General features: G+C 55.7%; 21 protein-coding genes and 3 tRNA genes. 15 read left to right on the forward strand and 9 right to left on the reverse strand.

Annotated features, from left to right (window positions below):
* The first annotated feature begins 226 nt into the window (after positions 1 to 226).
* Entirely contained in the window at positions 227 to 736 is a 510-nt protein-coding gene (locus JRJ26_06370; GenBank protein MBW2057105.1) for a hypothetical protein, read from the forward strand.
* Between the two features lie 270 nt (positions 737 to 1006).
* Positions 1007 to 1582, forward strand: a complete 576-nt coding sequence (locus JRJ26_06375) for a PilZ domain-containing protein (GenBank protein ID MBW2057106.1) — start codon at positions 1007 to 1009, stop codon at positions 1580 to 1582.
* Positions 1583 to 1738: 156 nt separating this feature from the next.
* On the opposite strand, the gene JRJ26_06380 is transcribed toward JRJ26_06375, so the two are convergent.
* Positions 1739 to 1814 (reverse strand) — tRNA-Ala (locus JRJ26_06380).
* Positions 1815 to 1978: 164 nt separating this feature from the next.
* Between JRJ26_06380 and JRJ26_06385 the strand changes: the two genes are divergently transcribed.
* On the forward strand, positions 1979 to 2377 hold the full coding sequence (locus JRJ26_06385; GenBank protein ID MBW2057107.1) for an FHA domain-containing protein: 399 nt from the start codon (positions 1979 to 1981) through the stop codon (positions 2375 to 2377).
* 49 nt (positions 2378 to 2426) lie between these two features.
* On the opposite strand, the gene JRJ26_06390 is transcribed toward JRJ26_06385, so the two are convergent.
* Positions 2427 to 2759: a PilZ domain-containing protein gene (locus JRJ26_06390; protein ID MBW2057108.1), complete on the reverse strand. Its 333-nt coding sequence runs from the start codon at positions 2757 to 2759 to the stop codon at positions 2427 to 2429.
* A 193-nt stretch (positions 2760 to 2952) separates the two neighbouring features.
* On the opposite strand from JRJ26_06390, the gene JRJ26_06395 reads away from it, so the two are divergent.
* From JRJ26_06395 to JRJ26_06420, 6 genes are all read left to right on the forward strand, one after another.
* Positions 2953 to 3037: transfer RNA gene (locus tag JRJ26_06395), tRNA-Leu, on the forward strand.
* Positions 3038 to 3254: 217 nt separating this feature from the next.
* On the forward strand, positions 3255 to 3707 hold the full coding sequence (locus JRJ26_06400) for a universal stress protein (protein ID MBW2057109.1): 453 nt from the start codon (positions 3255 to 3257) through the stop codon (positions 3705 to 3707).
* Between the two features lie 140 nt (positions 3708 to 3847).
* Positions 3848 to 4111: a KH domain-containing protein gene (locus tag JRJ26_06405; protein MBW2057110.1), complete on the forward strand. Its 264-nt coding sequence runs from the start codon at positions 3848 to 3850 to the stop codon at positions 4109 to 4111.
* Positions 4112 to 4216: 105 nt separating this feature from the next.
* Positions 4217 to 4705, forward strand: coding sequence for a phosphohistidine phosphatase SixA (gene sixA, locus JRJ26_06410; protein ID MBW2057111.1), 489 nt, complete (start codon positions 4217 to 4219; stop codon positions 4703 to 4705).
* A gap of 315 nt (positions 4706 to 5020) precedes the next feature.
* Positions 5021 to 5308 (forward strand): hypothetical protein, encoded by a 288-nt coding sequence (locus JRJ26_06415; GenBank protein ID MBW2057112.1) that lies wholly within the window; start codon positions 5021 to 5023, stop codon positions 5306 to 5308.
* Positions 5309 to 5498: 190 nt separating this feature from the next.
* Positions 5499 to 6416, forward strand: coding sequence for a branched-chain amino acid transaminase (locus JRJ26_06420; protein ID MBW2057113.1), 918 nt, complete (start codon positions 5499 to 5501; stop codon positions 6414 to 6416).
* A gap of 14 nt (positions 6417 to 6430) precedes the next feature.
* Here the strand turns inward: JRJ26_06420 and JRJ26_06425 are convergent, their stop codons facing one another.
* Complete coding sequence (locus JRJ26_06425) at positions 6431 to 6958, reverse strand: NYN domain-containing protein (GenBank protein MBW2057114.1); 528 nt, start codon at positions 6956 to 6958, stop codon at positions 6431 to 6433.
* Between the two features lie 26 nt (positions 6959 to 6984).
* On the reverse strand, positions 6985 to 7587 hold the full coding sequence (gene plsY / locus JRJ26_06430; GenBank protein ID MBW2057115.1) for a glycerol-3-phosphate 1-O-acyltransferase PlsY: 603 nt from the start codon (positions 7585 to 7587) through the stop codon (positions 6985 to 6987).
* 1109 nt (positions 7588 to 8696) lie between these two features.
* On the opposite strand from plsY, the gene JRJ26_06435 reads away from it, so the two are divergent.
* Positions 8697 to 10154: a sigma-70 family RNA polymerase sigma factor gene (locus JRJ26_06435; GenBank protein MBW2057116.1), complete on the forward strand. Its 1458-nt coding sequence runs from the start codon at positions 8697 to 8699 to the stop codon at positions 10152 to 10154.
* 220 nt (positions 10155 to 10374) lie between these two features.
* Here the strand turns inward: JRJ26_06435 and JRJ26_06440 are convergent, their stop codons facing one another.
* The 5 genes from JRJ26_06440 to JRJ26_06460 all read right to left on the reverse strand — a co-directional run bounded on the left by JRJ26_06440 (position 10375) and on the right by JRJ26_06460 (position 15126).
* Complete coding sequence (locus tag JRJ26_06440; protein ID MBW2057117.1) at positions 10375 to 10641, reverse strand: RNA-binding protein; 267 nt, start codon at positions 10639 to 10641, stop codon at positions 10375 to 10377.
* Positions 10642 to 11389: 748 nt separating this feature from the next.
* Positions 11390 to 12379 (reverse strand): aminopeptidase, encoded by a 990-nt coding sequence (locus tag JRJ26_06445; protein MBW2057118.1) that lies wholly within the window; start codon positions 12377 to 12379, stop codon positions 11390 to 11392.
* Positions 12376 to 13551, reverse strand: coding sequence for a pyridoxal phosphate-dependent aminotransferase (locus JRJ26_06450; protein ID MBW2057119.1), 1176 nt, complete (start codon positions 13549 to 13551; stop codon positions 12376 to 12378). The genes JRJ26_06445 and JRJ26_06450 overlap by 4 nt, the downstream gene beginning before the upstream one ends.
* A 395-nt stretch (positions 13552 to 13946) precedes the next feature.
* On the reverse strand, positions 13947 to 14681 hold the full coding sequence (locus tag JRJ26_06455; protein MBW2057120.1) for a GntR family transcriptional regulator: 735 nt from the start codon (positions 14679 to 14681) through the stop codon (positions 13947 to 13949).
* A gap of 371 nt (positions 14682 to 15052) precedes the next feature.
* A tRNA-Pro gene (locus JRJ26_06460) sits at positions 15053 to 15126 on the reverse strand.
* Between the two features lie 141 nt (positions 15127 to 15267).
* Here JRJ26_06460 and JRJ26_06465 point away from each other — a divergent pair.
* The 5 genes from JRJ26_06465 to JRJ26_06485 all read left to right on the forward strand — a co-directional run bounded on the left by JRJ26_06465 (position 15268) and on the right by JRJ26_06485 (position 23876).
* Complete coding sequence (locus tag JRJ26_06465) at positions 15268 to 16647, forward strand: sigma-54-dependent Fis family transcriptional regulator (GenBank protein MBW2057121.1); 1380 nt, start codon at positions 15268 to 15270, stop codon at positions 16645 to 16647.
* 165 nt (positions 16648 to 16812) lie between these two features.
* Positions 16813 to 18192 (forward strand): sigma-54-dependent Fis family transcriptional regulator, encoded by a 1380-nt coding sequence (locus tag JRJ26_06470; GenBank protein MBW2057122.1) that lies wholly within the window; start codon positions 16813 to 16815, stop codon positions 18190 to 18192.
* Positions 18193 to 18490: 298 nt separating this feature from the next.
* Positions 18491 to 21148: a tetratricopeptide repeat protein gene (locus tag JRJ26_06475; protein MBW2057123.1), complete on the forward strand. Its 2658-nt coding sequence runs from the start codon at positions 18491 to 18493 to the stop codon at positions 21146 to 21148.
* An 11-nt stretch (positions 21149 to 21159) separates the two neighbouring features.
* Positions 21160 to 22497, forward strand: coding sequence for a PAS domain-containing protein (locus JRJ26_06480; protein MBW2057124.1), 1338 nt, complete (start codon positions 21160 to 21162; stop codon positions 22495 to 22497).
* Between the two features lie 2 nt (positions 22498 to 22499).
* A complete protein-coding gene (locus tag JRJ26_06485) occupies positions 22500 to 23876 on the forward strand; it encodes a sigma-54-dependent Fis family transcriptional regulator (protein ID MBW2057125.1) in 1377 nt (458 codons plus the stop codon).
* The last annotated feature ends 35 nt before the right edge of the window (positions 23877 to 23911 follow it).

Consider the following 23911-nt stretch of genomic DNA (forward strand, 5'->3'; position numbering starts at 1 on the left):
AACCTTTCCTGGCTCCCTGAAGGGATTTTACTCACCCCGGGACAGATATGGGGTGCAGAGCGGTTTCAGCCGTGTAACAGAGCGTCCGTTTTTGTAAGTACCGGGAGGGGGCAAATCACCTCTGAGAAAGGGATTCTGTTACGATCAGAGCATGTTACGATTTGGAATATTCTGGTATCCGTCTTGCTGAGGGTCTCTGAGAATCCATGCTGAGGAGGTATTGAAAATGAAGAGAGTGCTCCTTGTTTTGTGTGTACTTGCATTTGTTGCTGCAGGGTTTGCTTCCGGTGAAGATCTCATCCCCCCTGAAAGATTGGAACCTGTAGGGATTGAAATCGACCTCGATGACGCCCCCCTCGGTTCGTATTTTCTCGGGAGCGGCCCGGGCTTTTCAGGGGTATCAGAATGCCCTCTCCCACCGGGGGAGGGGGAATTCTCGGAAGGAGACTATTTTGAAGGTTCGCTGGGTTTGACACCTGTGAGCGGGGTCAACCCCGCCGGAAAACCCTCCACGGATACTGACGGGGACGGTCTGACCGATTCGTTCGAGGAAGGACTCAACGATTCCCTGGGATTCATCTACTTTGACCCGGAAGTCTGGGATACCGACGGGGACGGAACCCCGGATGGAAGAGAAATCTGCCTGTTTTATGAGATCATCCACCACAAAAGAGCCTTTTTCAGGGTGATATTCGGCGAGAACCAGGACTGCGAGGGCGGCACCTCTCCCCTATGACCAAGGAATCAGGGAGGGCAAGTCTCGCGTTGAGTCTTGTTCTCCCTTTGTTTTGTAAGTGCACTTACTTGAGTTCCATTCCGTTTCCTCCTTACCTCCCCATAACCAAACCTCCCCATCACCTCAACCCTCACCAGGGGGATACCATGTCTATTCCGAGTCCCGCTGTTCGAGTCTTTTTCCCTTGACAATCCCTCCGAACCTGTTAGATTGAGAATACCCCGTAAGGGGCCGCTGCCATGCATGTGGGAAGATCGAAGAGGGGAGTCTATGGAGAGGGGAGTCGGGTATCAGGAACGGAGGAATTCGGTTAGGCGGAGAATGGTCTACCCGGCCATCTACACGCGGCTCGATGAGAGGGGTAGGCCATATGACGAAAAGCCCTCCAGGTCGATCGATGTCAGTATGGGGGGAATGAGACTTCAGAGCCCTTTCCCGGTCGATCAGGGAGAGAGACTCGATATTGACGTTGCCCTGGCCGACCGCCTGATCAGCTGTCGGGGAGAGGTCGTCTACGTGGTCCGGGATGGGTGCGTGGATTTCGAACTGGGCATTTCGATCAGCGAGATCGCAGAGAGAGACAGGCTGGCCTTGGGCCAAGTCGAGAAGGACCCTTTCGATCTATCCGGTTCCGACCAAGAGGGATTGATCATCCGGCAGGGACAGATCATGTGCCCGAACTGTGGAGAGGCAATAGGAAGCGTGGGTACGATCAAAGCAATGATTGCCTATTGCAAGGAGTTTCTTGGCCAGTGCAGTTGCGGGCTGAAGTATGATATCAGGATTTCTTCCCGTGGACGGGCAAACATCTCTTTCCCAGCCAGACGGATCGAGTTGATCTGCTGAGGTTCCTCCAGGGGTAAGGGCCCTCAAGTGAAGCTCTCCGCGCAAGACACGGGCAACCGGGTGAAGGCGAGTGGAGGGTGTGCAGGACAACGGGGGCAGGGAATTGTCTTAGCCGGAGGGCAGCGGAGTTCACCCGCTGCCCTCCGGCATAATCTATGGTGGAGCTGATGGGGATCGAACCCACGACCTTATGACTGCCAGTCATACGCTCTCCCAGCTGAGCTACAGCCCCAAGTCCAGAAATCAGTTTAGCACAGTAGAATAGACTTATCAAGACGGAGGCGGATCTGTTCGGTTCGGGCGGCTTGTTTCACAATCTGCCTCCCATGACCGGTGGTCTCTTTTTTGCATAGGCGGTATTCGGGAGGTCGAGGTCTCCAGGGAAGGGGAGAGATCATGAAGAGAGTCCAAAGACCCGCCAATATCGATGACACCCGCACCCACCCCATCCCCGGCCGCAGAGACCGTATATCCAGAAAGGGGCCCAGGAAGCGTCGGGTTGGGAAACTGGTTATCATCGCCGGCAAGAACGCAGGCAAGGAATACCAGTGCTATTCCCAGACAACGCTGATCGGCCGAACCAGAGAAAATCACATCGCCATTAGAGATACGGCGACTTCACGGAGACACGCCCGCATAGAGCGAAGAGACGACGACTTCATCGTGGAAGACCTGAACAGCACAAACGGGACCCTTCTCAACGGGAACGCGATTACACGGGAGATTCTCCACCACGGAGACAAGATTCAAATCGGGGAGACGGTTCTTCAGTTTATCCTAGAGGAAAAGGTTTGACACCGGGGCAGCCCATCAGGCAAGGGCTTTCCGGAAAAGAGGAATTTGCTCAAACCCGGTGTTCCATGATTGAAGACAGGTACTGCCCGAGAGATAGGCTGTCTTCCGAGGACAGACCTTCAAAGCGGACTCCGGCTCGTGACCTCTCACCGTCGGAATCGAGGACATAGATAACCCTTCCCCTGCATTTGATGACCTCGGGCTGTATGGCGATGGAGATTTCGAGCCCCTCTGACTTCATCAGGGCCGAACGGGTTTCAATCCTCGCCCCGCCCAGACTCAGGTCGAGGGTGGATCCGACCTTTGGCCTGGGATAGACGTCGCTGTAGTAGAGAACAGGGTGATAGGCCTCAATTCTGTGGTATCTTCTTCTCTCAGCCATGTGCATTCCTGCCTTTGTTCTCGTTTTTCGAACAGTTCTATTGTAGCAATCCAATTGAAAAAATCAACAAAAAAAATCTCCGGTTTTTCTTGGCCCTAGGCCTCCTGGAAGAGTAAGGCGAGATTGGCAGGCTGTTGACAGCGAGGCGTCGAGGTGGCTAATATTGTCGTTTGAAGCCTTCTACTAATGAAGGGCCTGAGTGGCGGAACTGGTAGACGCAAGGGACTTAAAATCCCTTGGGGCCTGTCCCCGTGCCGGTTCGATCCCGGCCTCAGGCATCGAAGAGGTCGGGAATCACCCAGTGAGGGTCGGTAAGGGTGTACCGGCCTTTTTTGCTTTCCGGCTGATTCCTGCACGAAGGGGAGAGATGCGGGCCTGGAGGCCTCACTGCCTGGGGCTCACAAATACCTTGACTTCCCAACAGGATTTGTTTTAATGACTTGAGAAAGTCTTGACAAGCGAAGAGCGATCTTTGACCCGGGAGCTTCCGGTAGGATGGATTTTGCGGGAGGAACGAACGTGAGGATAGGTAAGATCTTGGTTGCAATAGACGGCTCGGAGCATGCACAGAGGGCCCTTGATCATGCGTTGAGCCTGGCTCTGAAATACAGGGCAGTGGTTTATCTGGTCCATGTGCTCTCCCCGTTGCCCCTTATGACAGAACAGGCGGAAGTCGGGGAAGAGATCGAGGAAAAGCGCCGGGCTCTTGCAGAGGAATTCCTTGAGCAGGCCGTGCGGCAGGTCGAGAAGAGGGGGGTCAGGAATTTCCAATCCACCTTGCTTCTCGGCGCTCCGGAAAGGATGATAGTCGATTTTGCCGGGAGGAACGGGATCGATATGATCGTCATGGGCAGCCGCGGTGCAGGGGCTGTTGAGAACCTTCTGCTCGGCAGCGTTTCCCACAAGGTTTGCCAGCTGGCTCCCTGTACCTGCGTTACGGTGAAGTAGGGGGACTCTTGAAGGCGGGAATGGGAAAAGGGATTACGAGGGAAGGACGGGCGGCGACAGATTTCTTGCAGGCTTCGCAGCCCTGGGCGAATAGTTCTCTGCACCGATATACGCGTGCTTCTACGTGACAGGGAGGCGTCATGCAGATAAAAGAGCTGGTGGAGAAATTGGTCCAGGCGCTTGTAGACTCTCCAGAAGACGTGAGAGTGGTGGAGACTGAAGGGACGAACATGACGCTCTTGCAGATCAAGGTGTCCAGACAGGACGTAGGGAAACTCATAGGGAAAAAGGGCAAGAATATCAATGCAGTGAGGACAATCGTGGCTGGGGCCGGCAAGGGCAAGAGATACATCGTGGAAGTGGTCGGAGAGAGCGGATCCGGTCAGGGGACCGGGAGCCCCTAGCCCTTACAGGCTGGAGTTGATTGTCTTCTCGGTGACAGCCGAGCGTGCCTCACGATCGGGGAAGAAAGAAAAGGGGGCGGATCCGGGTGCGAGGAGGTGATCGGAATGGAGATCTATCTCATGCAACACGGCCAGGCTTTCTCCGAGGAAGCAGATCCGGAACGGAGCCTGACTCCTGAGGGAGAGGACCAGATCTTGACCAGCGCTCGGGCTTTGGTGAAAATGGGGATCCTGTTCGACCTCGTCGTTTCGAGTCCGAAGAAACGGGCCCTGCAGACTGCCCGGCTTACGGCAGGTACGTTGAATTATCCTCTCGATGGGATCAAGGTCACGGAGACGTTGAATCCAACCGCACTGCCTGTGGAAGCGATCGGTTTTCTCAAGGCCTATGAGGACAAGACGAGAGTCCTCCTGGCGGGTCATCTTCCTTCCCTGGGAGAGATCGCCTCGGAGCTGTTGACCGAGGGTCCCAGAGTATTCATACATTTTGAGATGGGCGGTCTCTGCCGGATCGATGTTGACTTTCCGCGGGGAGAGCCGGGAGAGCTGAAATGGTCTCTTCTCCCGGAACACTTGAGACTTATTGCCGGATAGGGATTGCCTTTGGGGCTGGTGCAAGACGGATGAGACGGAAACCCTGTCAAGACCTCACAGGTATCAGCTGCGAGCAGATCCTCCCCGCTAATGGTGAAGACGCCGTGTTTTTCAGCCGGGGAAGGCGCCGGGAGTTCCTCTCGAGAATCGAGAGATACCCTTAGAAATCAAGGCATCTGGGCATACGTGCTCCGGAAAATAACGGAGCTCAGAGGGAGGGGTATGTTGATTTTTCCACGGGGGGTATTAGATTGGTTTGTCTTTGAGGGAATCGATTCTTTCCTGTCATGGCAGATGCCGGAAAGGGTTTGAGCCTTGACAAGGCGGGAGCCGTACAGGCGTTGGTCGGTCTATCTGAGGGATGTGGCGATCTGGCTGCTTCTCACTGTGGGGATTTCGATCGCCACGCTTGCAGGCATCTCCAAGGGGATTTTTCTGGCCATGGATTACTTTCTCAAAGATGACCGGTTCTACTCGGGCGTGGCCGCTTCTGCCGGAATATCCGCGTGCGGAACGGTCATTCTCTTCACGGTCATCTTTCTTTTCATTCAAAAGGTCGGGAGGTATCCGAGAAGAAGATTCCGAGGCTTGAAGGGGATATAGCCCGGTTGCGGAGAGCATCTCTTTACGAAAGGCGGTTGTGGGGGGAAGAAGACTAACCTCGGCCCGGAGGGGGCTCTCTCGGTGTGGGATCGAAGACCCCCGGCGAATCGGATGAAGTGGAAGGGCTGGGAGGCTCGTTTGCAACAGGAACCGATGATTTTGTGACCCTCTGGGTCCGGGAGGAATCTGCATGGTCGAGAAGATGGAAAAGATATGGATGGACGGAGAGCTCATCAACTGGGATGAAGCCCGGGTTCACATTCTCACTCACACCTTTCATTACGGTCTGGGTGTCTTCGAGGGGATTCGTTGCTACCGGTGCCACGACGGTTCTTCGGCTGTTTTCAGACTCAAGGACCACGTTGATCGCCTCTTCGACTCCGCCCTTATTGCTGGAATATCGATTCCCTTTTCGAGGGAGGCGATAGTCGAGGCCTGCAAAGAGACCCTCCGGGCGAACGCGCTGGCCGAGGGCTATATCCGGCCGATTGTCTTTATCGGGGAAGGGGTTATGGGAGTCCATCCGGGGGATAACCCCATCAGGGTGAGCATTATTACATGGCCGTGGGGAGCCTATCTGGGCAAGGAGGCGTTGAACCGGGGAATCCGTGTCAAGACATCGTCTTTCACGCGGCATCACGTCAACGTCATGATGACGAAGGCCAAGATTTGTGGCAACTACGTCAATTCGGTCCTTGCAAAGACCGAGGTGGTCAGGGCCGGGTACGACGAAGCCATCATGCTGGACACCGAGGGATACGTGTCCGAGGGAAGTGGAGAAAACGTCTTTTTCGTCAAGGACGGACAGCTGAAGACGACACCTCTCACCTCGGTGCTGGCAGGAATCACCCGGAATTCTGTCATACGATTGGCCAATGACATCGGCATGGAGGTCAGTGAGAAGAGATTTACAAGAGACGAACTATATACGGCGGAAGAGGCCTTTTTCACGGGAACTGCAGCGGAGATAACGCCTATCCGGGAATTGGATGATCGCACGATAGGGACCGGGGTATCGGGGCCTGTAACACGCAGGCTTCAGGGACTGTTCTTCGACGTGGTGAGGGGAAGAGAGAAAAAATACGAGGAGTGGTTGGATCGAATCTAGTCGGCCTTGGGAGCCTAAAGGCGGTTGGTCCGTCGTTTCAGCCTTCTCATGTGCCTTGGGAGTCGCCTCGAAGGGCCCTTTTTGCGGGTTCCTCTCGGTTCAGGGGGAACGTGAGGGAAGGGAGGCTCGGCTTCCTCTAGGTCCATATGGAAGGCCATCTCCATCTTGATTTCGAACTCTTCGGACCCTATAACCGTGGCATGGCAACGTTCCACCTCTGCTCGGATTCCTCTGTCCGAGGTTACGACTATCGCCTTCTCGCCCATCTCTCTGGCCCTTTGGATGATGACTTGGTCGGCTTTTCGACCTCTCGGGGAGAAGATCACCCTGATTCCCTTCTCCATCTTGCTGGAGCCGGATAGAGTGCCCTGATCCCATCCGTCAAAAACCACGGTGATCGGAAGAGACCTGGCCCGCTTGTAGGAAGCAAGCCGCCGGATGAGCTCTTCTCTGCCCTTTTCGAGGTCCTGCCTGTCCAGAATACTGAGCGACGGAGACCGGCGAATCAGATTGTAGCCGTCAACAACGAGATGGAGAGGCATAGGTCAAAACCGAAACATACAAGGGCTCAGGATTTCTTTCCGAGACGCAGGTCTATTCTATTTTCCCGGCCCTTGAGGAGTCTCTCTATATTGGCTCTGTGCCGGTAAACGATCAGGATGGCAACCGAGGTGCTCATGACCACATATGGCTGTGACCCGGTAAAGATCCACAGGAGAACCGGCATCAGGGATGCGGCAGACATGGAACCGACGGAAACGATTCTTCCCGTGACAAGAACTCCGGCGAAAAGAAAAAAGTCGATTGCCACGGCCAAGGGGCAGATGGCGAGGAAGACACCCAGGGCGGTGGCCACTCCTTTGCCACCTTTGAAACGGAGAAAGACGGGAAAGAGGTGCCCCAGGAATGCAGCCAAGGCGGCAAGGCTGATCCAGACCTCGGAGAGATGCCAAGCCATACCCAAGGAAACAGGAATGAAACCCTTGAGGGCGTCTCCGGTCAAAGTAAGGAGAGCAAGAACCCTCCCTGCTGTGCGGAGGACGTTGGTTGCTCCGATGTTGCCGCTTCCCACCTGCCGCGGGTCCTGTTTGGAAAAGGCCTTGGACAGGACGAGCCCCACGGGAATGGAGCCGAGAAGATACGAGAATAGAATAAGAAAAAAAAGGTACATTCCCCTTTCTCCATGTGTGGAGGTGACCGATTTTCGGGGTCGCAAGACGTGGGTTTCGGACCGAGTGTTTCTTTACCATATCGGGATGGTACCGGTCAATCCTGGTTTTGTGCCTGAAGGGTCCCGGTTACGTGGCCAGGAGGAGTAAGAGTCCGGCAGTCTGTCTGTCTGGAGTTTGGCGAGGTTGAGAGAACGCCGCTCACCCCGAGTGAAGTTGTGGAATAGGCGAGGGGAACGGTTGCCGCGTTAGCGACTTGTGAGAATCCGTGAAAGAGAAGTCGACGAACTCCAGGGAATCGGAATCTTTCCGGTTCTTGACAGATAGGGAATAAATGGATATACTAATACAGCGTTTGTAGTTAGTAGATCTCCCTGGACGGGAAACCGGAAAAAGAAAGCCGCGGGGCTTTTGAAGCTTGGGCGGCTTTTTGTTAAATCCCGGTGATCGTTGTTGGCCAAGAGGGCTTCGGAGGGACAGGTCTGAGTTTAAAGGGTTGGATCGCTCGGATTCAGAAAGCCGGGAAAGGCTCTTTGCCCGGTCTCGAGAGAGGGGGAGTTTATTTATACCGAACGGATGATACAGAATTTCGTATCCCCGGGAGATCGGGGGTGAAGAGGCGAGCCGCGTGAGCGGAGTTGCCAGAGCCCGGATAGCGTATTTTGGGCCCCGGGATGAGAGATCCCGGGGTCTCTTCTTGGCAGCGGCTCTTTGTCGCATTTGTGGAGGCGAGACAGAAGCCGCTGGAAAAGTCGGAAACCCGTCGGCGATGGGCTCTTCCATATAGAGTTTATGCCTGTACCAAGGGAAACGGGGAAACGGGTTCAACATACCTATCTCCCGTGGAGGTGGTATAGGGCGGACGGATTCAGGTGTAAACCTGCGGCGGAAATCCAGGTTGGCGCTCTTGTGGTGGTTGAAGGCGATACGCCGACCGGGGACGGGGTTTTCCTTTTGAAGGGATTTTGAGGAATGGCGGATGCGGGGTCGAGGGCTGGTCGACCCGGCCGGGATCTCGTGGAGACAGGTCGGTCCTGGAGAAGGACTCGCACGGAGCGTTTTTTTCTAAACCAAGAGTCTTTTTCGACTCGATGTGACGGTGAAGGGTGAGATGAAAGCATATACCCATCAATTGATTAGCCAGGTTGACAGCCTGGAGGTGTTTGAAGAGGAGGAACTCGAGTTTGACCGGGAGGAGCCCGAAGAGGGCTGGGATGAGAAATACCCGGATGACGGAGATAACGAGCCGAGTCCGTCCAAGGGTTCTTCTGATTTCACCTTTTCTTCCACTGCTGTCTATTTTCGGGAGGTAGGGCATGTGCCCCTCCTGACTCGGGAGGAGGAGTGTGAGCTTGCCAAGAGAATCGAGACGGGGGAGAAAAGGATAAAGGCCCTCCTGCTGCAGAGCCCTGTGGGTATAGAATGGATGAGCAGGGCTGTTGACGAGGTTTCAAGGGGAGAGATACGTCCGGAAGACATCCTGGAGACCCACCGGCAGTCGCTGGCCGAAGCGGACCATGATCGCCTTGAGTTGAGAGACCGTTTTCTGTCTACTGCGAGCCGGGCCCTTGACCTTTTCTGTGAAAATCTGAGTTTCGGGAGAGGAATGGACGATCTGGGGAGAGACGACCCCTCGGCTATGGAGGAACTGACCCGGAATCAGATGACTATCGAGGCACTTCTCGACCAGATACCCGTGAAGAAGGAAATCCTGGAGGAGTTGGAGGATGCACTACGGCAAAGGGTCGATCTCATGGACCGGGAGGGAGCAGGGCTCTGGCCTGTCAACATTCGACAGAAGCTGAAGAACATCCTCGCGGCAGTACGGCAGAATCGAGAGCAGGTCAAGGAGGCCAAGGACCATTTTGTAAGTGCGAATCTGCGGCTTGTCATCAACATTGCCAAGAAGTACATGAATCGAGGGCTTTCCCTTCCTGATCTGATCCAGGAGGGTAATATCGGTCTGATGAAGGCGGTGGACCGGTTCGTCTACCGCAAGGGGTACCGATTCGCCACCTATGCCTCATGGTGGATCTTGCAGGGGATCACCAGGGCTATTGCGGAACAGGCTAGAACGATCCGGGTTCCGGTCCACGCGATTGAGAATGAAACAAAGGTGGTGAGAACCTTTGGGACTCTCTTCAACCAGTTGGGCAGAAAACCGACTGCGTTGGAGATAGCCGAGGCGGCGAACATGCCTGTGGAGAAGGTGAACAGGGCTTTCCGCGTTGCCATGGGAGAACCCGTCTCGCTGCAAACGCCGGTGGGGGACAGCGGAAGGGAATTTGGGGATTTCATTGCCGACAAGAATGCGCCTTCGCCTTTAGAAATGACCATACAGACCAAGCTCACTATGGAGATTCGGAAAGCCTTGGTTTTCCTGAGTCCAAGGGAGGCCAAGATTCTGAGAATGCGTTTTGGAATCGATGAGAAGAGGGAGTATACCCTTGAGGAGATTGGTCGTCAGTTCGGCATCAGCAGAGAGCGGATCAGGCAGATTGAGAACGCTGCTCTGAGGAAACTGAAAGAGGCCAAGGAGAAATGCGATCTCATGTGTTACTGTGAATAGAGACGCGACCCGAACGCTCTCTCCCTTCTGCTGGGAGAGAAGGATCCAGCCCGTGCTGTTTCCACTTGGGCCGTTGGCCCGTGGTAAAAGAATCTATCTCCGGTTTCTAATAAGCGAGGCCGGGTGACCGAGGCAGCGGCCCCCGGCCGTCTCTTCTTAGAGCAGCAACCCCCTTCTTGCTCACGACCTGTCAGGGGGAAGGGGCGGTGAGTGCCGGCTGCTAGTATCTCCGGTAGTCTCTTCTCTGCCGGCTTCTCGGTGGTCGGGCCTCGTCTACTCTCAGAGTCCTTCCCTCGAACTCCGTCCCGTTGAGTGCCTCTCTTGCCTTCTCAGCCTCGGATGAATTCGACATCTCGACAAACCCGAAACCCCTGTACTCGATTATGTTGACGTGCCTGACTTCACCGTAGCGAGAGAACAAGGTCTCCAACTGCTCGTTCGTTATTGCATAATTGAGATTTCCTACGTAGAGTTTGCTACCCTGCATCTAATCCTCCTTATTTTTCTCTCCCTGTCCAATAACGGAGCCCGTCGAGGTAGACGCAAAGCAGCAAATCTAACCCCGGAATCACATTATTAAACACAAGAGAACTCTCATAGAGAACCGGTCCCAAAATTTGGCTCGACTCTTCCTATCCCCTCCTTTCGCCTCTTGCTGGCAGCCCCGACATGGCTGAAACCGGCCGGCTTTCCCCTGCGCCTCCTGTGCCTTCACCTGTCACATGGAGAGCGGTCTCCTCTTTCACCTGGCAGGCACAGGAATGTTTTCTTCTGTTTATCTGAAAGGGCAGGTTCTTCAAGATCGTCTCAAAGCACAGAATCGGACATTGTCACCTGAGGCATTTTCTGGCTGAGGATTCCGTAGGAGGCAAGGGCTGATCAGAAGAAGCAATCCTCCCCTCTTACTTAGGCTTACTGATTTTTATTCTATGTCGCAAAAGCAGCATTGTCAACTCAAACCTCCGGTCTGCCCGGGGTTTCCAGCACAAATGGTGATGGCTCCCGAAGATCACCTGCCGCTTCTGCGGAATGGAGTAACTGCGATCGGATATGTTACCGGCCCCGGGGCTACAACCGCCGAGAGTTTCATTCTTGGCCCTTGCCTGCTCATACCCCTCCGCGCGAATCCAACCTTCGAGACCTGTGGCCGGTGCCCCTTCCGCCACGGCAAGGTTGCCGAGCATGAAGTGAATGCCTGTTAAGGCTCTCTTGCCTCTGTCCATGGTTTTCCCCCGTCATTCCATGGGAAAGATCAGATCTCCCTCCTTTTGGATGGTCTCTCCGTCGATGGCGATGGTGGGCTTTTTTATTACAAGGTCGATGTGACTCTTGGCTCTGACGGTCCCTCCATAGGCCCTGTTGTCCCCGATACCTATGTGGAATGTTCCGTAGGCTCCCTCGTCTTCCATCATACTTCCGGAAATTCCGGAGTGAGGGTTGAGCCCGATACCGAGCTCTGCGATATTGTAAATGTGGGGGTCCTTCATCTCACTGAGCAGGTGGCGGAGGATGCGCGCCTGGGCCTTCCCTTGGATATCGGTGATCCTTCCGGCCTTTACCCGGATCGTTATGACATCTGTGATAACGCCCAGAGCAGGATGGGGGATACTCCCGTCAACTACGAGGACTCCTTCTGCAGACCCTTCGACCGGACTCACATTGGCCTCGACATCGGGTGGTGCCGCGATACTGCCGGGATCATGAGCCAGAGAAGACTCTGCAGAACCCCTCCGCCCGGAGATATCCATGCGGATCTCCGTGCCTCCCGGGCAGGTCACTTCGGCGATCCTGCCCTGGGTCAGTACATCTGCTACACGGCGTACAACCTTTTCCAGCTTGGGGAAATCAGCCTCAATGCCGCCCCGCTCGAGCATGCGCCCGTTGAAGTCTCCCATGCTCAGTACCCGGGCGCCATGGTTGCGTGCTTTCTTGGTGGCAGAGGAGTGGGTCATCGAGAACCTCAAGGGCATGATCACTACGTCTGATTGTCTCATGGCTGCAGCGACATGGGCCGGCGGATCGTCGCCATGGCCCCTCCGCGGCGTTATCACCGCGAGGACCGTGTCGTCTGTGATCTCCAGGGCTGCAATGGCGAGCAACTCCCCCACTTCCAGGGTCTCTGTGTCTGTCAAGACGAGCACTTTCTCACCGGCCTGCACGCGGGCACAGATCCTGACGATCTTTTCCGCCCCGGCCAATCTCTTGGCATCTGAAATCCCGGTCATGCCAGCTCTCCCCTGAAGAAAGCTTCCATTCGGCGGAAAGCCTCGTGAATCTGATCGGGAGAAGTGGCATAGGAAAGGCGCACATGTCCCTCACCGCACTCACCGAAGGCCGCCCCAGGCACGGTTGCGACATGGGTCTGCTCCAGCAGTGCCTTTGAGAGCTCAACCGAAGGTCTCCTCGAACGATACGAAGGGAAGCAGTAGAATGTCCCTTGCGGTGCCCTCCGGCACTCGAAGAACTCGGATTCATCGATCAACCCCACCATCAGGGCCCGTCTTTCCCTGTATCCCTCAAGCATCTGTCTGGCGGCTCGCTTTGACGCCTCGCTTCGCAGCGCCTCTATCGCCCCGGCCTGGGCAAAAGCGGTCACACAACTGACAGAGTGCTGGTAGATCTTGATCATTCCCTCCAAGACCTGCTTGGGACCGGTCACATACCCGAGCCTCCAGCCTGTCATGGCATGGCTCTTGGAGAATCCGTTCACAGTAATCACATTGTCAAACTCCGATCCAGGGCTGTAGTGTTCCCCCTCATAGATTATGTACTCGTAGATTTCGTCCGAGAGTAAGAGGGCTCCATGGTCCCTGGCGATTTCGGCGATCTCGTGAATGGTGGATCTATTGAAGACTGTGCCGGTTGGATTGCAGGGTGAATTGATAACCACTATCCTGAAGGATCGATCCATCTCCTGCCGGATACGCTCCGGATCGGGTTCAAACCCATCACTCTCACTGGTGGGAATCCTCACTACATCACCCCCTGCCATTCTTGCGGCGGGCTCGTAGGTGACCCACGCGGGGTCGAGTATCGCCACTCTGTCACCCGGTTCAAGCACGGCCTGGAAAGCCAGATAGATTGCGAACTTCCCTCCCGGCGTGACGATGATTTCGTCGACACCAGCCTCGATGTGGTTTTTCTCCTTCAACTTCCTGCTAATTTCCTCTCGTAGGTCGTAGTCGCCGGCCGTGGGGTGATACTTGGTTCTGCCCGAACGGAGTGCCGTACAAGCGGCATCGACTATGTTTTCGGGCGTATCGAAACAGGGTTCTCCGGCTCCGAGGGAGACTATATCCGTGACTCCTCTCTGGCGCATCTCCTTTACGGAATTGTCGATCTCCCCGGTGGCCGATGGCTCGAGTCGGGCAATCCTTTCGGAGAGGAAACCTCTCATCGTGATTCTGTCTCCCGCAAGTGGTTTGTATGGATGAACGGGTGATTAGATTGTGTAGAGCATGGACTCCAATTCCCTTTTCACGGGTCGGATCTTCGGCCGCCTCTTATCGCTCGACGTCACAGGAATGTCTTGTCCTTGAGAGCAGCGGTGTCGCTTGGAAGACGCGCACCAAATGCAAGAGGACTCTCCGGATCGAGGGACGAGGTGGCTGGTACCGAACGGGTGAACAGGTAAAACCGGCTGAGCGTTCGTCTTCGGAGGAAACCAGGGTGGGTCCCGGGACCTTCCTCGATCATGGAAACTCGGCGCCTGGCCGTATCAACGATGAGAACAGATCCGGTGAGACTTTTGAAACTTTCCACAGTCGGGGCTCTTGCGAGTGGCGGCTGACCTCAGATGTCCGCTGGGACCGACTCGGCATCGCCATGTTGAGACCTTAGCCTGTCTTCGATGGCTTGAATGGTCCTGACCTCGGCGTTTCTCAGATGACGGCGCACTCTGTTTTCGGCTTCATGTGGTTTCTCGTCCAAGATCGCCTCCATTATCGCCAGGTGCTCCCGGGTGATGGTATGGATCCTCGGGTCCGGCCGGTTCTTGTAACCCGCTTCTGCGAATGTTCTTATCCGCAGCGAACGGTAACCCACAAACATCAGTACCTCTGAAAGGAGCAGGTTGCCTCCGGCCATCATGAGCATCTCGTTCAGCCTGAGATCGATTTGTAGATACTCATCGTACGGGACAAGGTCCAGTCTCTTCCGGCAAATCGCTTCAGCCCTCGCTTTGAGGGATTGCAAATCCTTCATGAGCCGGGGATTCCCGGCGATGGATCCAGCCGCCAGTCGGGCCGCATAGGGTTCCAGCAACATCCGGACCTCATAGACCTGGCGGACGTTCTCTTCTGTGAGCGTGGCGACACGCACCCTCTTGTGGGCTTCATAGCTCACCAGCCCGTCGGCACTCAATCTGGAAATCGCCTCCCGAACAGGGGTCTGGCTGATCCCCAACTCTCTTGCCAGGGCGGTGATCGATAGAACCTCGTCAGGCTGCATCTCATTGTGCAAGATGGAGTCCTTGATCGCCTGATAGGCCTTTTCGCTTAGGGTCTCAGCCTCTATGTGGTCCACCATTGTCACATCCGGTACGAGTCAGTCCCTGCTGGAAGATGCTATTCCCCTCTTTATACGTCCTTTTCACGCCTTTCAAAGCCCGCTTGGCTTCAAGCAGTGAGCCTTTGCCCTCTCGGGGGAGGCTCCTCCCGGCGAGACGAGTCACCTCCAGAAACCCCGCCATGTTGGCCCTCGACCCTTTTCGACCGCCGGCGAGTCAACCTGGGGATGATTTAGAATACCACATATAGTATACAGTCTGTCAAATACCAGTCTCTCCGCCCCGAGCGGCATCATCCAACCCGTCGTCGAGTTCCATAGAGACACCCCAACAGGAAAGCCGCCCCCTTTCAGAGCGGCCCTCCCGTCTTGGATCAGTCTCGGCTTCCAAATCGGGGAGAGGGGATTTGAACCCCCGCCCTCTTGCTCCCGAAGCAAGCGCGCTACCCGGCTGCGCCACTCCCCGAAGAGTTCTCCATTAGGATACCGGAAGAGGCGGGCAAAGTCCAGGGAATTTCTCCTTTAGATTCGTCGCCGCCTTCCGATGTATAGCATAGGGTTGAGGCCGTAAAAGAAAGGTTTGCGGAAGGGGAGGTGCAAGTCCGAAGTGAAGGAGGCGAGGAAGGGATCGATTCTCGTTGTGGACGACGACGTTGATGTGAAGGATGTCATACGCGATACCCTGGCCTTTGCAGGATTCACCGTGGACACCGCGGAGGACGGCGTAGAGGCGATGGAAAAGATCCAGGAGACCCCCTTTGATCTCATCCTCTCCGATCTTATGATGCCCCGAATGGACGGGATGGAACTCCTGAGGCGGGTAAAGGAAATCCGGCCGTATATCAATGTCATCATCATGACGGGATATGGGACCATCGAGTCGGCCGTGGAGGCCATGAAAATCGGAGCGGCGGACTTCATTACCAAGCCTGCCAACAGCGGAGAACTCCTGGTCAGGGTTTCCAAGGCTTTGACGGTCAAGGCCCTTATGGAGGAGAATGTGCAGCTCCGCCAGGAGGTGAAGCGGAGATACAGCTTCTGCAACATAATCGGTCAGAGCCAGGCCATGCAGGCCGTCTTCTCACTCATCGAAAAGGTTTCGAGAAGCAAGAGCACGGTGACTATCTATGGTTCAAGCGGTACGGGCAAGGAGTTGGTCGCCAGGGCGATCCATTTCAACAGTCCCAGAAGAAACAAGCCCTTCCTGGCTTTCAACTGCAGTGCCATTCCTGACAGCCTCGTTGAGAGTGAGCTCTTTGGTCATGTCAAAGGGTCCTTCACCGGCGCGTACCATCACAAGATCGGCATGTTTGAGGAGGCCAGGGGTGGGACCTTTTTCATCGACGAAATCGGGAATACATCCATGGCCCTCCAGGCAAAACTCTTGAGAGTCCTTCAGGAAAAGGAGATTCGGAGGGTGGGATCCAATGAGATGGTCAAGATAGATGTGCGCCTCATAGCGGCTACGAATGAGGACCTGGAGCAGAAGGTCCGGCAGGGACAGTTCAGGGAGGACCTGTTCTACCGCCTTCATGTGATCCCGATTTTCCTGCCCGATCTGAGAGACCGGCCCGAGGATGTTCCTCTTCTGGCCCAGCATTTTCTGAAGATGTATGCCAGACAGGAGGGCAGGGAAATCCACGGATTTACCGCCGAAGCGATGAAGCTCTTGACCGAGTATGACTGGCCGGGAAACGTGCGGGAACTGGAGAACGCTGTGGAGCGCGCAGTGGTAATCACACAGAACAGCCTTATCGACAAGGAAGACCTCCCTGTCAAGATCGTCGAGGGCCGGCATCACCTGATCAAGCGGGCCTTCAACGACATGATCACACTGGAGGAACTGAAAAACCAGTACACCCTGATGGTGTTGGAAAAGACCAAGGGTAACAAGAAGATGGCAGCCCAAATCCTGGGGATCAACCCCAGGACGCTTTACCGCAAGAAGAAACAGGGGATTATTGCCTACCCCGCCGGCGCCAATTGAAGAGAGAGACCGGAGAGAACCCACCTTAGAGACCCGGCCGTTCTATTTCCCTCAGGTCCCTGATGGTCAATTTTTTGACGAATTCGTCCATCTCTGTCTTGACAAAGACGGGGAACGTCACTATTCTAACATTCAGCGGAAAAGCATCCTGGACAGGGGAGATTCATGGGATCTGAGAGAGTGCTGGTAGTTGATGATGAAGAGAGGAATCGAGAGTTTCTGAAGGAGTTTCTGGAGGTCGAGGGCTTCGACGTGGAGACGGCCGACGACGGGCAGGAGGCCCTTGAACTCCTCGAAGAGATGGATTTCGATCTGGTCTTGACAGATCTGAAGATGCCAAGGGCCGACGGCCTGGCGGTTCTTGAAGGTCTCCGGCGGATCAACCCTCAAACGGTCGCCATTGTTTTTACGGGGTACGGTTCCATCGACACGGCGGTGAAGGCGGTCAAGCTGGGGGCTTACGACTACATTACCAAACCCCTGAAGATCGAGGAGATCAGCATCGTCGTCCACAGAGCCTTGGAACATCGAAAACTCGCCCTGGAGAACGAGATGCTTCGCCGCCAGCTGAAACGGAAGTACAGATTCGACAACATCGTCGGGGACAGCGAGAAGATGCAGGAAGTCTTCCGTCTGGTGGAGAAGATCGCCGCTACGGACAGCACCGTTCTGATTTACGGAGAGAGCGGGACCGGGAAGGAGTTGATCGCCCGGGCCATTCATTTCAACAGCGACAGGCGGGAAAGACCGCTGATTCCTGTCAACTGCGGTGCCATCCCCGAAGAACTTCTCGAGAGCGAGCTTTTCGGCCACGAACAGGGTGCCTTCACCGGAGCGACGAGGACACGGATCGGCCGATTCGAACTTGGAAACGGGGGAACAATCTTTCTGGACGAGATCGGTGACATGAGCCCCTCCCTACAGGTCAAGGTGCTGAGAGTGCTCCAAGAGCATGAATTCGAAAGGGTGGGGGGGATGAAGACCATCAAGGTGGACATTCGGGTAATCGCGGCCACCAATAAGGACTTGGAGAAGAACGTGGCCGAAGGGAAGTTCAGGGAAGACCTATTTTACAGGCTCAACGTAATCCCGATCCAACTTCCCCCGTTGAGGGAGCGGAAGTCTGATATCCCCCTTTTGGTCAACCACTTCCTCCAGATGTACAATGCCAAGAATAGACACAACATCACAGGGGTCTCTCCTGAAGCCATGGAGCTTCTCCAGAACTATGACTGGCCCGGAAATGTGAGGGAGTTGGAGAACATGATCGAACGGATCGTGATCCTCAAGGGTGAGGGGATCACCGAGCCTGCCGACCTGTCCGAGAAGGTGCTGGCGTCGACTCCGAGGTCCCTCCATCCCAGGATCCAGATCCCCGAAAACGGTATATCTTTCAATACGGCGATCACGGAATTTGAGCGGGAGCTTATCCTTCAGGCCCTCAACAGAACCAACTGGGTAAAGAACAAGGCGGCCAAGCTTCTCAACCTGAACCGGACCACCCTGGTGGAGAAGATGAAGAAGATCAATCTCACCCGTGCCTAGTTCTTGAATGACATTTTTTGGCTTTTTCTGCCGATAATTGGCAGTTTTCCGTCTGGACATCGGGTTTCTCACCTACTTTGCGTCTTTTCTATCGTTTTTCTCCAATTTTCCTGTCAAACAAATGACTGAAGTAATGTGAGAATTTGACGGGACCCCCTGGCCCGCGGGACCGGCACAGATTCAAAAGGTCTTGATTTCAATGGATTGTGGCGCAAAGAGAGGGGGCCTTCCGTGGCACTGTTTTTGCTCGATTAGGCCCGTGTCGCCCGGCAGAAAGCCGTGTGAAAGGGGCCTTCCAGTGGGAAGATTCAACGGAGAGAGACACCGTGGTTTATTGATGGTTGCGCTTTTGCTGGGTTTTCTCCTCTTCCTTGGAGGAGAGGGAGGATCCGGGCAGGCGGAATCCGCTCCTCTTCGGGCTCAGATTCGGGTGGAAAACCGGCGGGATTTCACCCGGATTGTCTTCCCCTGTGCCGAACCCAAGAAGGCAGCGGTGGTCCCGGATCTCCAAAGGAGTCGGTTCGTCGTCCGATTGCCTGGATCCGTGGAGGGATTCGCGGTCCCGCCCCCGGCCGAGGGAAAGGGGCTGATCAGCGGAGTGGAGGTTCTGCCCGGAAAAGGCAGGGAGGTTCAGGTGGAGATCCGCCTGGCGACCCCGTCTGTCGACTGGGTTTTCTATCGATATGAAACACCGCCGAGAGCGGTTCTCTACCTCCGGGGAAAGTCGGTCTCCCCGCTTCCGCACAGGAGCGTCTCTACTTCTGCCAAGGTGAGAAAAAAAGGGACCGGAGAATCGAAGAAGGTCGAGCGGGGTCCGGAGGCTCGACGGGGAGAGTCCGCCCGTGGCATGCGGGGAGGACAGAAGAAGGGCCAGCCTGCCGGGAAGGATGAAGGGAGTGGAGGACTTCTGCGTGCCTCGGCACAGGATATTCCGGATTTTGTCCGGATAGGGCCGGTCTATCCCCCCGATTTCAGTGAGATGAAAGCCGACGAGCGGAGCCTTTACTTCAGGGCTCTGGAGAGTCTGAAAAAGGGTGACTTTTCACGGGCTGAGCGGATCCTCTCAGGTATTGCGCCCAAAGATCCGCTGTCTCCCCTCGCTGAAACCCTCGCCTTTGTCAAGGCCGATTGTAGCTTCGGCAAGGCGGAGAGGAAGGGGGGCAAAGCGTACCTCCATGCCGTTCAGGCGTACCGAGACGCGGTGGGGAGTTTTCCGGGGTCGAGCTTTGTGCCCCATGCCCTTCTCAGAATCGCCACTGCGTACCGGAGGGTGAGGTTTTTCCATGAAGCAGCGGTCCAGTACAGGCTTTTTCTATCCAAATACCCCGACCACCCCGCAGCTCCGGAGGCCCTTTTCTGGCAGGGGGAGTGTCTCTTCCAGACGGGCAAGTATAAGGAGGCTAAGAAGATCTTCCAGGAGTTCGTCAGGAGACAGCCTGGTTCGATCCATGGTCGCATCGCCTCTCTCAGAGTGGGAGACTGCCTGTACAAGATGGGCGACCTGAAAGGGGCTCGTCTCCAATACGGTGCGGTTCTTTCGGAGTCACCCGATCTGTCTTTCTACCCGACGGACAGTCTGTTTCTTGCGGGTCGGACTTTCGTGGAAAACGGAGAATTCCGGAGGGGCAGGGGGATTCTCTTCAAGGCCTTGAATCTCGATCCGAAGGGCAAAGAAGCGCGGGCCATGATGCGGCTCATTGCCAAGTCCTATCTCAACGAAGACCGATACGGTGAGGCCCTCAGGGTGAACCTGCTCCTGTGGGAGAACTACGGCCGAGACGATCCCCATGGCATGGAGCGTGTGTACCTTGCGGACTTGAGACTCAGCCAGCCCGGGTTGAAATGGCCTCCACTCTGTGAGGAGGCTTACAAGGACCCAGTGGGTGTGTACCAGGACTTCCTGGATCACTGCAAGGATATGAAACTTGCCGACCAGGTGACGTATCGACAGGCCCTGGCCCTTGTGAGAGGGGGGAATCCGGCACGGGCCGTGGCCGGGCTCAAGAGAATCATGTCCCAGAGAGAGCCGGATGAGCTCAGGCGGAGGGTGTCACTGCTTCTTTCGTACTGTCTGAACTCCCTCATCAAGGACCACTATGGCGGAGGTGAGTATCTTGGAGTGATTCGATTGTACCGGAAACACATGGATTTCCTGGACAGCGAGGAAAACAGGGACAAGAGGGGACTCCTCCTGGTGGCAGAGAGCTATCGCAAGCTCGGTCTTCTGGAAGATGCCCTCGGTGTCTACCGTCGTGTGAGAAAGGCGGACCGTGTGGCCGGGGATCATGTTCTTTTCCAGATGGGTCGGATCCTCTTCGAAAAAGGTGATAGGCAGGCCGCCCTGAGGGTACTTGAACCCTTCCCGAAGGCTTTTCCGAAAAGCCCCTATCTCCCCCGGGTGGAGAGGCTTTTGGGCGATCTCTGCCTGGGAGCCGGGGATTACAGCAGCGCCGTCAGGTGGTATCGCCTCGCTCTTGCAGCCGGAGGCGGGCCTGACACGGGGAGGGTATATGCCAACATGGGAAAGGCCCTTATGGCCGTGGGAAATGAGAAGAAGGCCATCGAAGCCTACAAGAGAGCAGTCAGCTCCATGTGGCCCTTCAGAGAGCAGGTCTGGGCAAAGGGACCACTCGGAGAGAGTCTGGCTCGCCTGGCCACCTACTATGAGGACCGTGGGAGGATGTCCACGGCGACGCAATACTATCGGAAGATCGTGGCCCTTTCATCCCCTGAGGGAAGGGCCGACTGGGCGCTCTACCGGTTGGGCGAGACCCTCCGAAAGAGGGGCGACCTGGATATGATGAGGCAGGTCTTCGAGGACCTGAAAAAGAGATCAGCCGATTCTCTCTGGGCGAGACTGGCCGACTGGGCTGCAGGAGAGGCGGATTTTGAGGCAAAGGACGGCCCTTACCTGGCGCGGCTCGGCCAGGCTGTGGCTCCGGCGGGAAAGAAGTGAAGGGACAGGTAGTGGAGGCACTCGAGAGAGAAGAGAAAACCGGAAGAGCCCTGGGGCGGTCAGCAGCTCCGGTTGAAGGGATCCGGCTCCTCAAGGCGGCCTTTTCCGCCTTCAACACGGCAACGGCACGACTCGAAAGGTCCTATCAGGATCTGGAGGAGAGGGTCCGCTCCCTGAACCGAGCCCTGGAAGAGAAAAACAGAGAACTCGAGAGAAACCTCGAAGAGACGGAAAAGGTGAGGGGTTATCTCCATAACATCCTGGAGAGTCTCGATTCCGGGGTCATCGTTCTGGATCGATCGGGCACGGTAACCAGAGGAAACGGCGCGGTTCGGATCATCACCGGCTATGATACGAGCGAAATCATGGGCAGGGATCTGTCCGAGCTCGGCGTTTTCAACGATTCATTCAGGAAATTCCTCAGAAGGATCATGGCCAATCCGGCACAGCGGTGCAACTGTGAGACCGAAATCACACAAAAGGACGGCACACCGTTACAGATCAGTTTCTCCTCCTCGCCCATGAGATCCTCACAGGGTGCGATATCGGGACGGGTGATCGTGCTTCAGGATATCGAGCGGCTCAAGGCCCTGGAGGAGCAAGCACAGCGTACAAGTCGTTTGAATGCAATGGGCGAAATGGCGGCCCGGATCGCCCACGAGATTCGAAATCCCTTGGGTAGCATCGAACTGTTCGCATCCATCCTGAGAAGGGAGTTGGAGGGTGAGCGGAAGAATATGGCCGAACACCTGATAAACGGGGTGAAAACACTCAACACGGTTCTCACCAACCTTCTCTACTTCTTTCGTGGACCCCTTGAACCTGCCTGGACCGATATCGATCTCCACGAGTTTCTTTCGGATTTTCTGGATGAGATGAGTGAGGTGATGGAGAAGAACGGGATAGAACTCAAGAAGGACTTCTCCACGGGGCCCATCTTCCTGAGGGGAGACCCGGAGCTGTTGAAACAGCTCTTTCTGAACCTTCAGCTCAACGCGATCCAGGCCATGCCTCACGGGGGGGCCATGGAGGTCTCTACGCGGTTGATCAGAGGGAAGGTAGAGATCCTGACGCCCGAACCGAGCGATTCTCCCCCCGCCGATATCCTTGAAGTGCGAGTTTCAGATACGGGCCCCGGTATTCCGGAAGCGCTTCAGTCCCGGATCTTCGATCCCTTTTTCACAACCCGCGACCGAGGGGCCGGCCTCGGCCTGGCAATTGTCCATAACATCATGGAAGCCCACGGGGGGACGGTTCGTGTTGCCCCAGGCAAGCATGGGGGGGCGAACTTCGTAATGACTTTCCCTTTGAGCGGGAGAGACGCAGAAGCGGATAGAGGAGCTGTGTGAATATGGAAAAAAACCAGATTCTCGTTGTGGATGACGAAGGAAGCATGAGGCTGGCCCTTTCCGAGGCGCTGAGACGGGGGGGATACGCCGTCGATACTGCGGCGGACGGCTTTGATGCTCTTCAGAAGTTCAGGACGGACCGGTTCCATATGGTCATCACGGACGTGAAGATGCCGAAAATGAACGGTCTCGATGTTCTCAGGGAGATAAAGCGGATATCTCCGAGAACACCGGTCATCATGGTGACGGCTTACGGAACGATTCAGAACGCCGTAGATGCGATGAAGGAGGGTGCCTCGGACTACATCCTCAAACCCTTCTCCTATGAAGACCTGGAGTCGGCTGTGAAACGGGTGATGACCACTCAGGGACGGGGAGCGGAACAGGGGCGTGGCACACTCGGTTCGGTCCGGTCAAAGAGCCGGACTATTGTGACTCAGAACCGAGAGATGCAGAAGCTCCTGGAATTGGCCAGAAACATCGCTCCCAGCAACGCCACCGTTCTGATTCAAGGGGAGAGCGGGACTGGAAAGGAACTCCTGGCCAGATTCATCTTCGAAAACAGTCCCAGACGCGACAAGCCCTTTGTGGCGATAAACTGTGCGGCCGTTCCCGAGAACCTTCTTGAGAGTGAACTCTTCGGTCACGAGAAGGGCTCCTTTACCGGAGCGGTGAGCCAGAGAATCGGAAAGTTTGAGATGGCCCACCACGGGACCATCCTTCTCGATGAAATCGGGGAGATGAGCCTTCAACTCCAGGCAAAGCTCTTGAGAGTCCTTCAGGAGTTCGAGCTGGATCGCATCGGTGGAAAGGGACCTATCAGTATCGATGTCCGTGTGATCGCCACCACCAACGAGGATCTCCACCGGGCCGTAGCGGAAGGCAGGTTTAGAGAGGACCTCTTCTACCGGCTCAACGTGATCCCCTTGACTCTTCCACCTCTCAGGGAGAGGAAGGAGGACATCCCCCTGCTGGTGGATCACTTTTTGAAGAAGATAGCCGAGAGGGGCGGGCCGAGGAGAGAGGTCGTCATATCCCAGGAGGGCCGGGCTCTGCTGCTCAAATACGATTGGAAGGGCAACGTGAGGGAGTTGGAGAATTTTGTTGAACGGGCGGCTCTCGTCTGCGAAGACGGGGTTATCTACCCGAGACACTTTTTTCTCGACGGGACCGTGAAACCGCGGACAGAGTCGCGTGGGGTACCGGTGGGTTCGACACTAAAGGAGATGGAGAGACAGCTCATCCTCAAGACCCTGGAGGAGGTGGAAGGCAACCGGACTCGTGCGGCAAAAGTTCTGGGTATCAGCATCAGGACGCTGAGAAACAAGCTGAACGAATACAGGGCCGAGGCAGGTGAGAAGGGGGAAAAATTTGCCTAGCCTAAGGTGGAGAAGACCCCAGAAGGAGCCGGGTC

This window comes from Deltaproteobacteria bacterium, assembly GCA_019308905.1.
In the GTDB taxonomy this organism is placed as follows: Bacteria; Desulfobacterota; BSN033; order WVXP01; family WVXP01; genus JAFDHF01.

What these genes read in the sequence shown, in the direction of transcription:
- JRJ26_06375 (MBW2057106.1), top strand. Translation starts at nt 1,007, where the DNA reads ATGGAGAGGGGAGTCGGGTATCAGGAACGGAGGAATTCGGTTAGGCGG.
- JRJ26_06405 (MBW2057110.1), top strand. Translation starts at nt 3,848, where the DNA reads ATGCAGATAAAAGAGCTGGTGGAGAAATTGGTCCAGGCGCTTGTAGAC.
- JRJ26_06370 (MBW2057105.1), top strand. Translation starts at nt 227, where the DNA reads ATGAAGAGAGTGCTCCTTGTTTTGTGTGTACTTGCATTTGTTGCTGCA.
- JRJ26_06445 (MBW2057118.1), bottom strand. Translation starts at nt 12,379, where the DNA reads ATGACCGGGATTTCAGATGCCAAGAGATTGGCCGGGGCGGAAAAGATC.
- JRJ26_06455 (MBW2057120.1), bottom strand. Translation starts at nt 14,681, where the DNA reads ATGGTGGACCACATAGAGGCTGAGACCCTAAGCGAAAAGGCCTATCAG.
- JRJ26_06425 (MBW2057114.1), bottom strand. Translation starts at nt 6,958, where the DNA reads ATGCCTCTCCATCTCGTTGTTGACGGCTACAATCTGATTCGCCGGTCT.
- JRJ26_06420 (MBW2057113.1), top strand. Translation starts at nt 5,499, where the DNA reads ATGGTCGAGAAGATGGAAAAGATATGGATGGACGGAGAGCTCATCAAC.
- JRJ26_06440 (MBW2057117.1), bottom strand. Translation starts at nt 10,641, where the DNA reads ATGCAGGGTAGCAAACTCTACGTAGGAAATCTCAATTATGCAATAACG.
- JRJ26_06450 (MBW2057119.1), bottom strand. Translation starts at nt 13,551, where the DNA reads ATGAGAGGTTTCCTCTCCGAAAGGATTGCCCGACTCGAGCCATCGGCC.
- JRJ26_06390 (MBW2057108.1), bottom strand. Translation starts at nt 2,759, where the DNA reads ATGGCTGAGAGAAGAAGATACCACAGAATTGAGGCCTATCACCCTGTT.
- plsY (MBW2057115.1), bottom strand. Translation starts at nt 7,587, where the DNA reads ATGTACCTTTTTTTTCTTATTCTATTCTCGTATCTTCTCGGCTCCATT.
- sixA (MBW2057111.1), top strand. Translation starts at nt 4,217, where the DNA reads ATGGAGATCTATCTCATGCAACACGGCCAGGCTTTCTCCGAGGAAGCA.
- JRJ26_06385 (MBW2057107.1), top strand. Translation starts at nt 1,979, where the DNA reads ATGAAGAGAGTCCAAAGACCCGCCAATATCGATGACACCCGCACCCAC.
- JRJ26_06400 (MBW2057109.1), top strand. Translation starts at nt 3,255, where the DNA reads ATGGATTTTGCGGGAGGAACGAACGTGAGGATAGGTAAGATCTTGGTT.
- JRJ26_06470 (MBW2057122.1), top strand. Translation starts at nt 16,813, where the DNA reads ATGGGATCTGAGAGAGTGCTGGTAGTTGATGATGAAGAGAGGAATCGA.
- JRJ26_06435 (MBW2057116.1), top strand. Translation starts at nt 8,697, where the DNA reads ATGAAAGCATATACCCATCAATTGATTAGCCAGGTTGACAGCCTGGAG.
- JRJ26_06485 (MBW2057125.1), top strand. Translation starts at nt 22,500, where the DNA reads ATGGAAAAAAACCAGATTCTCGTTGTGGATGACGAAGGAAGCATGAGG.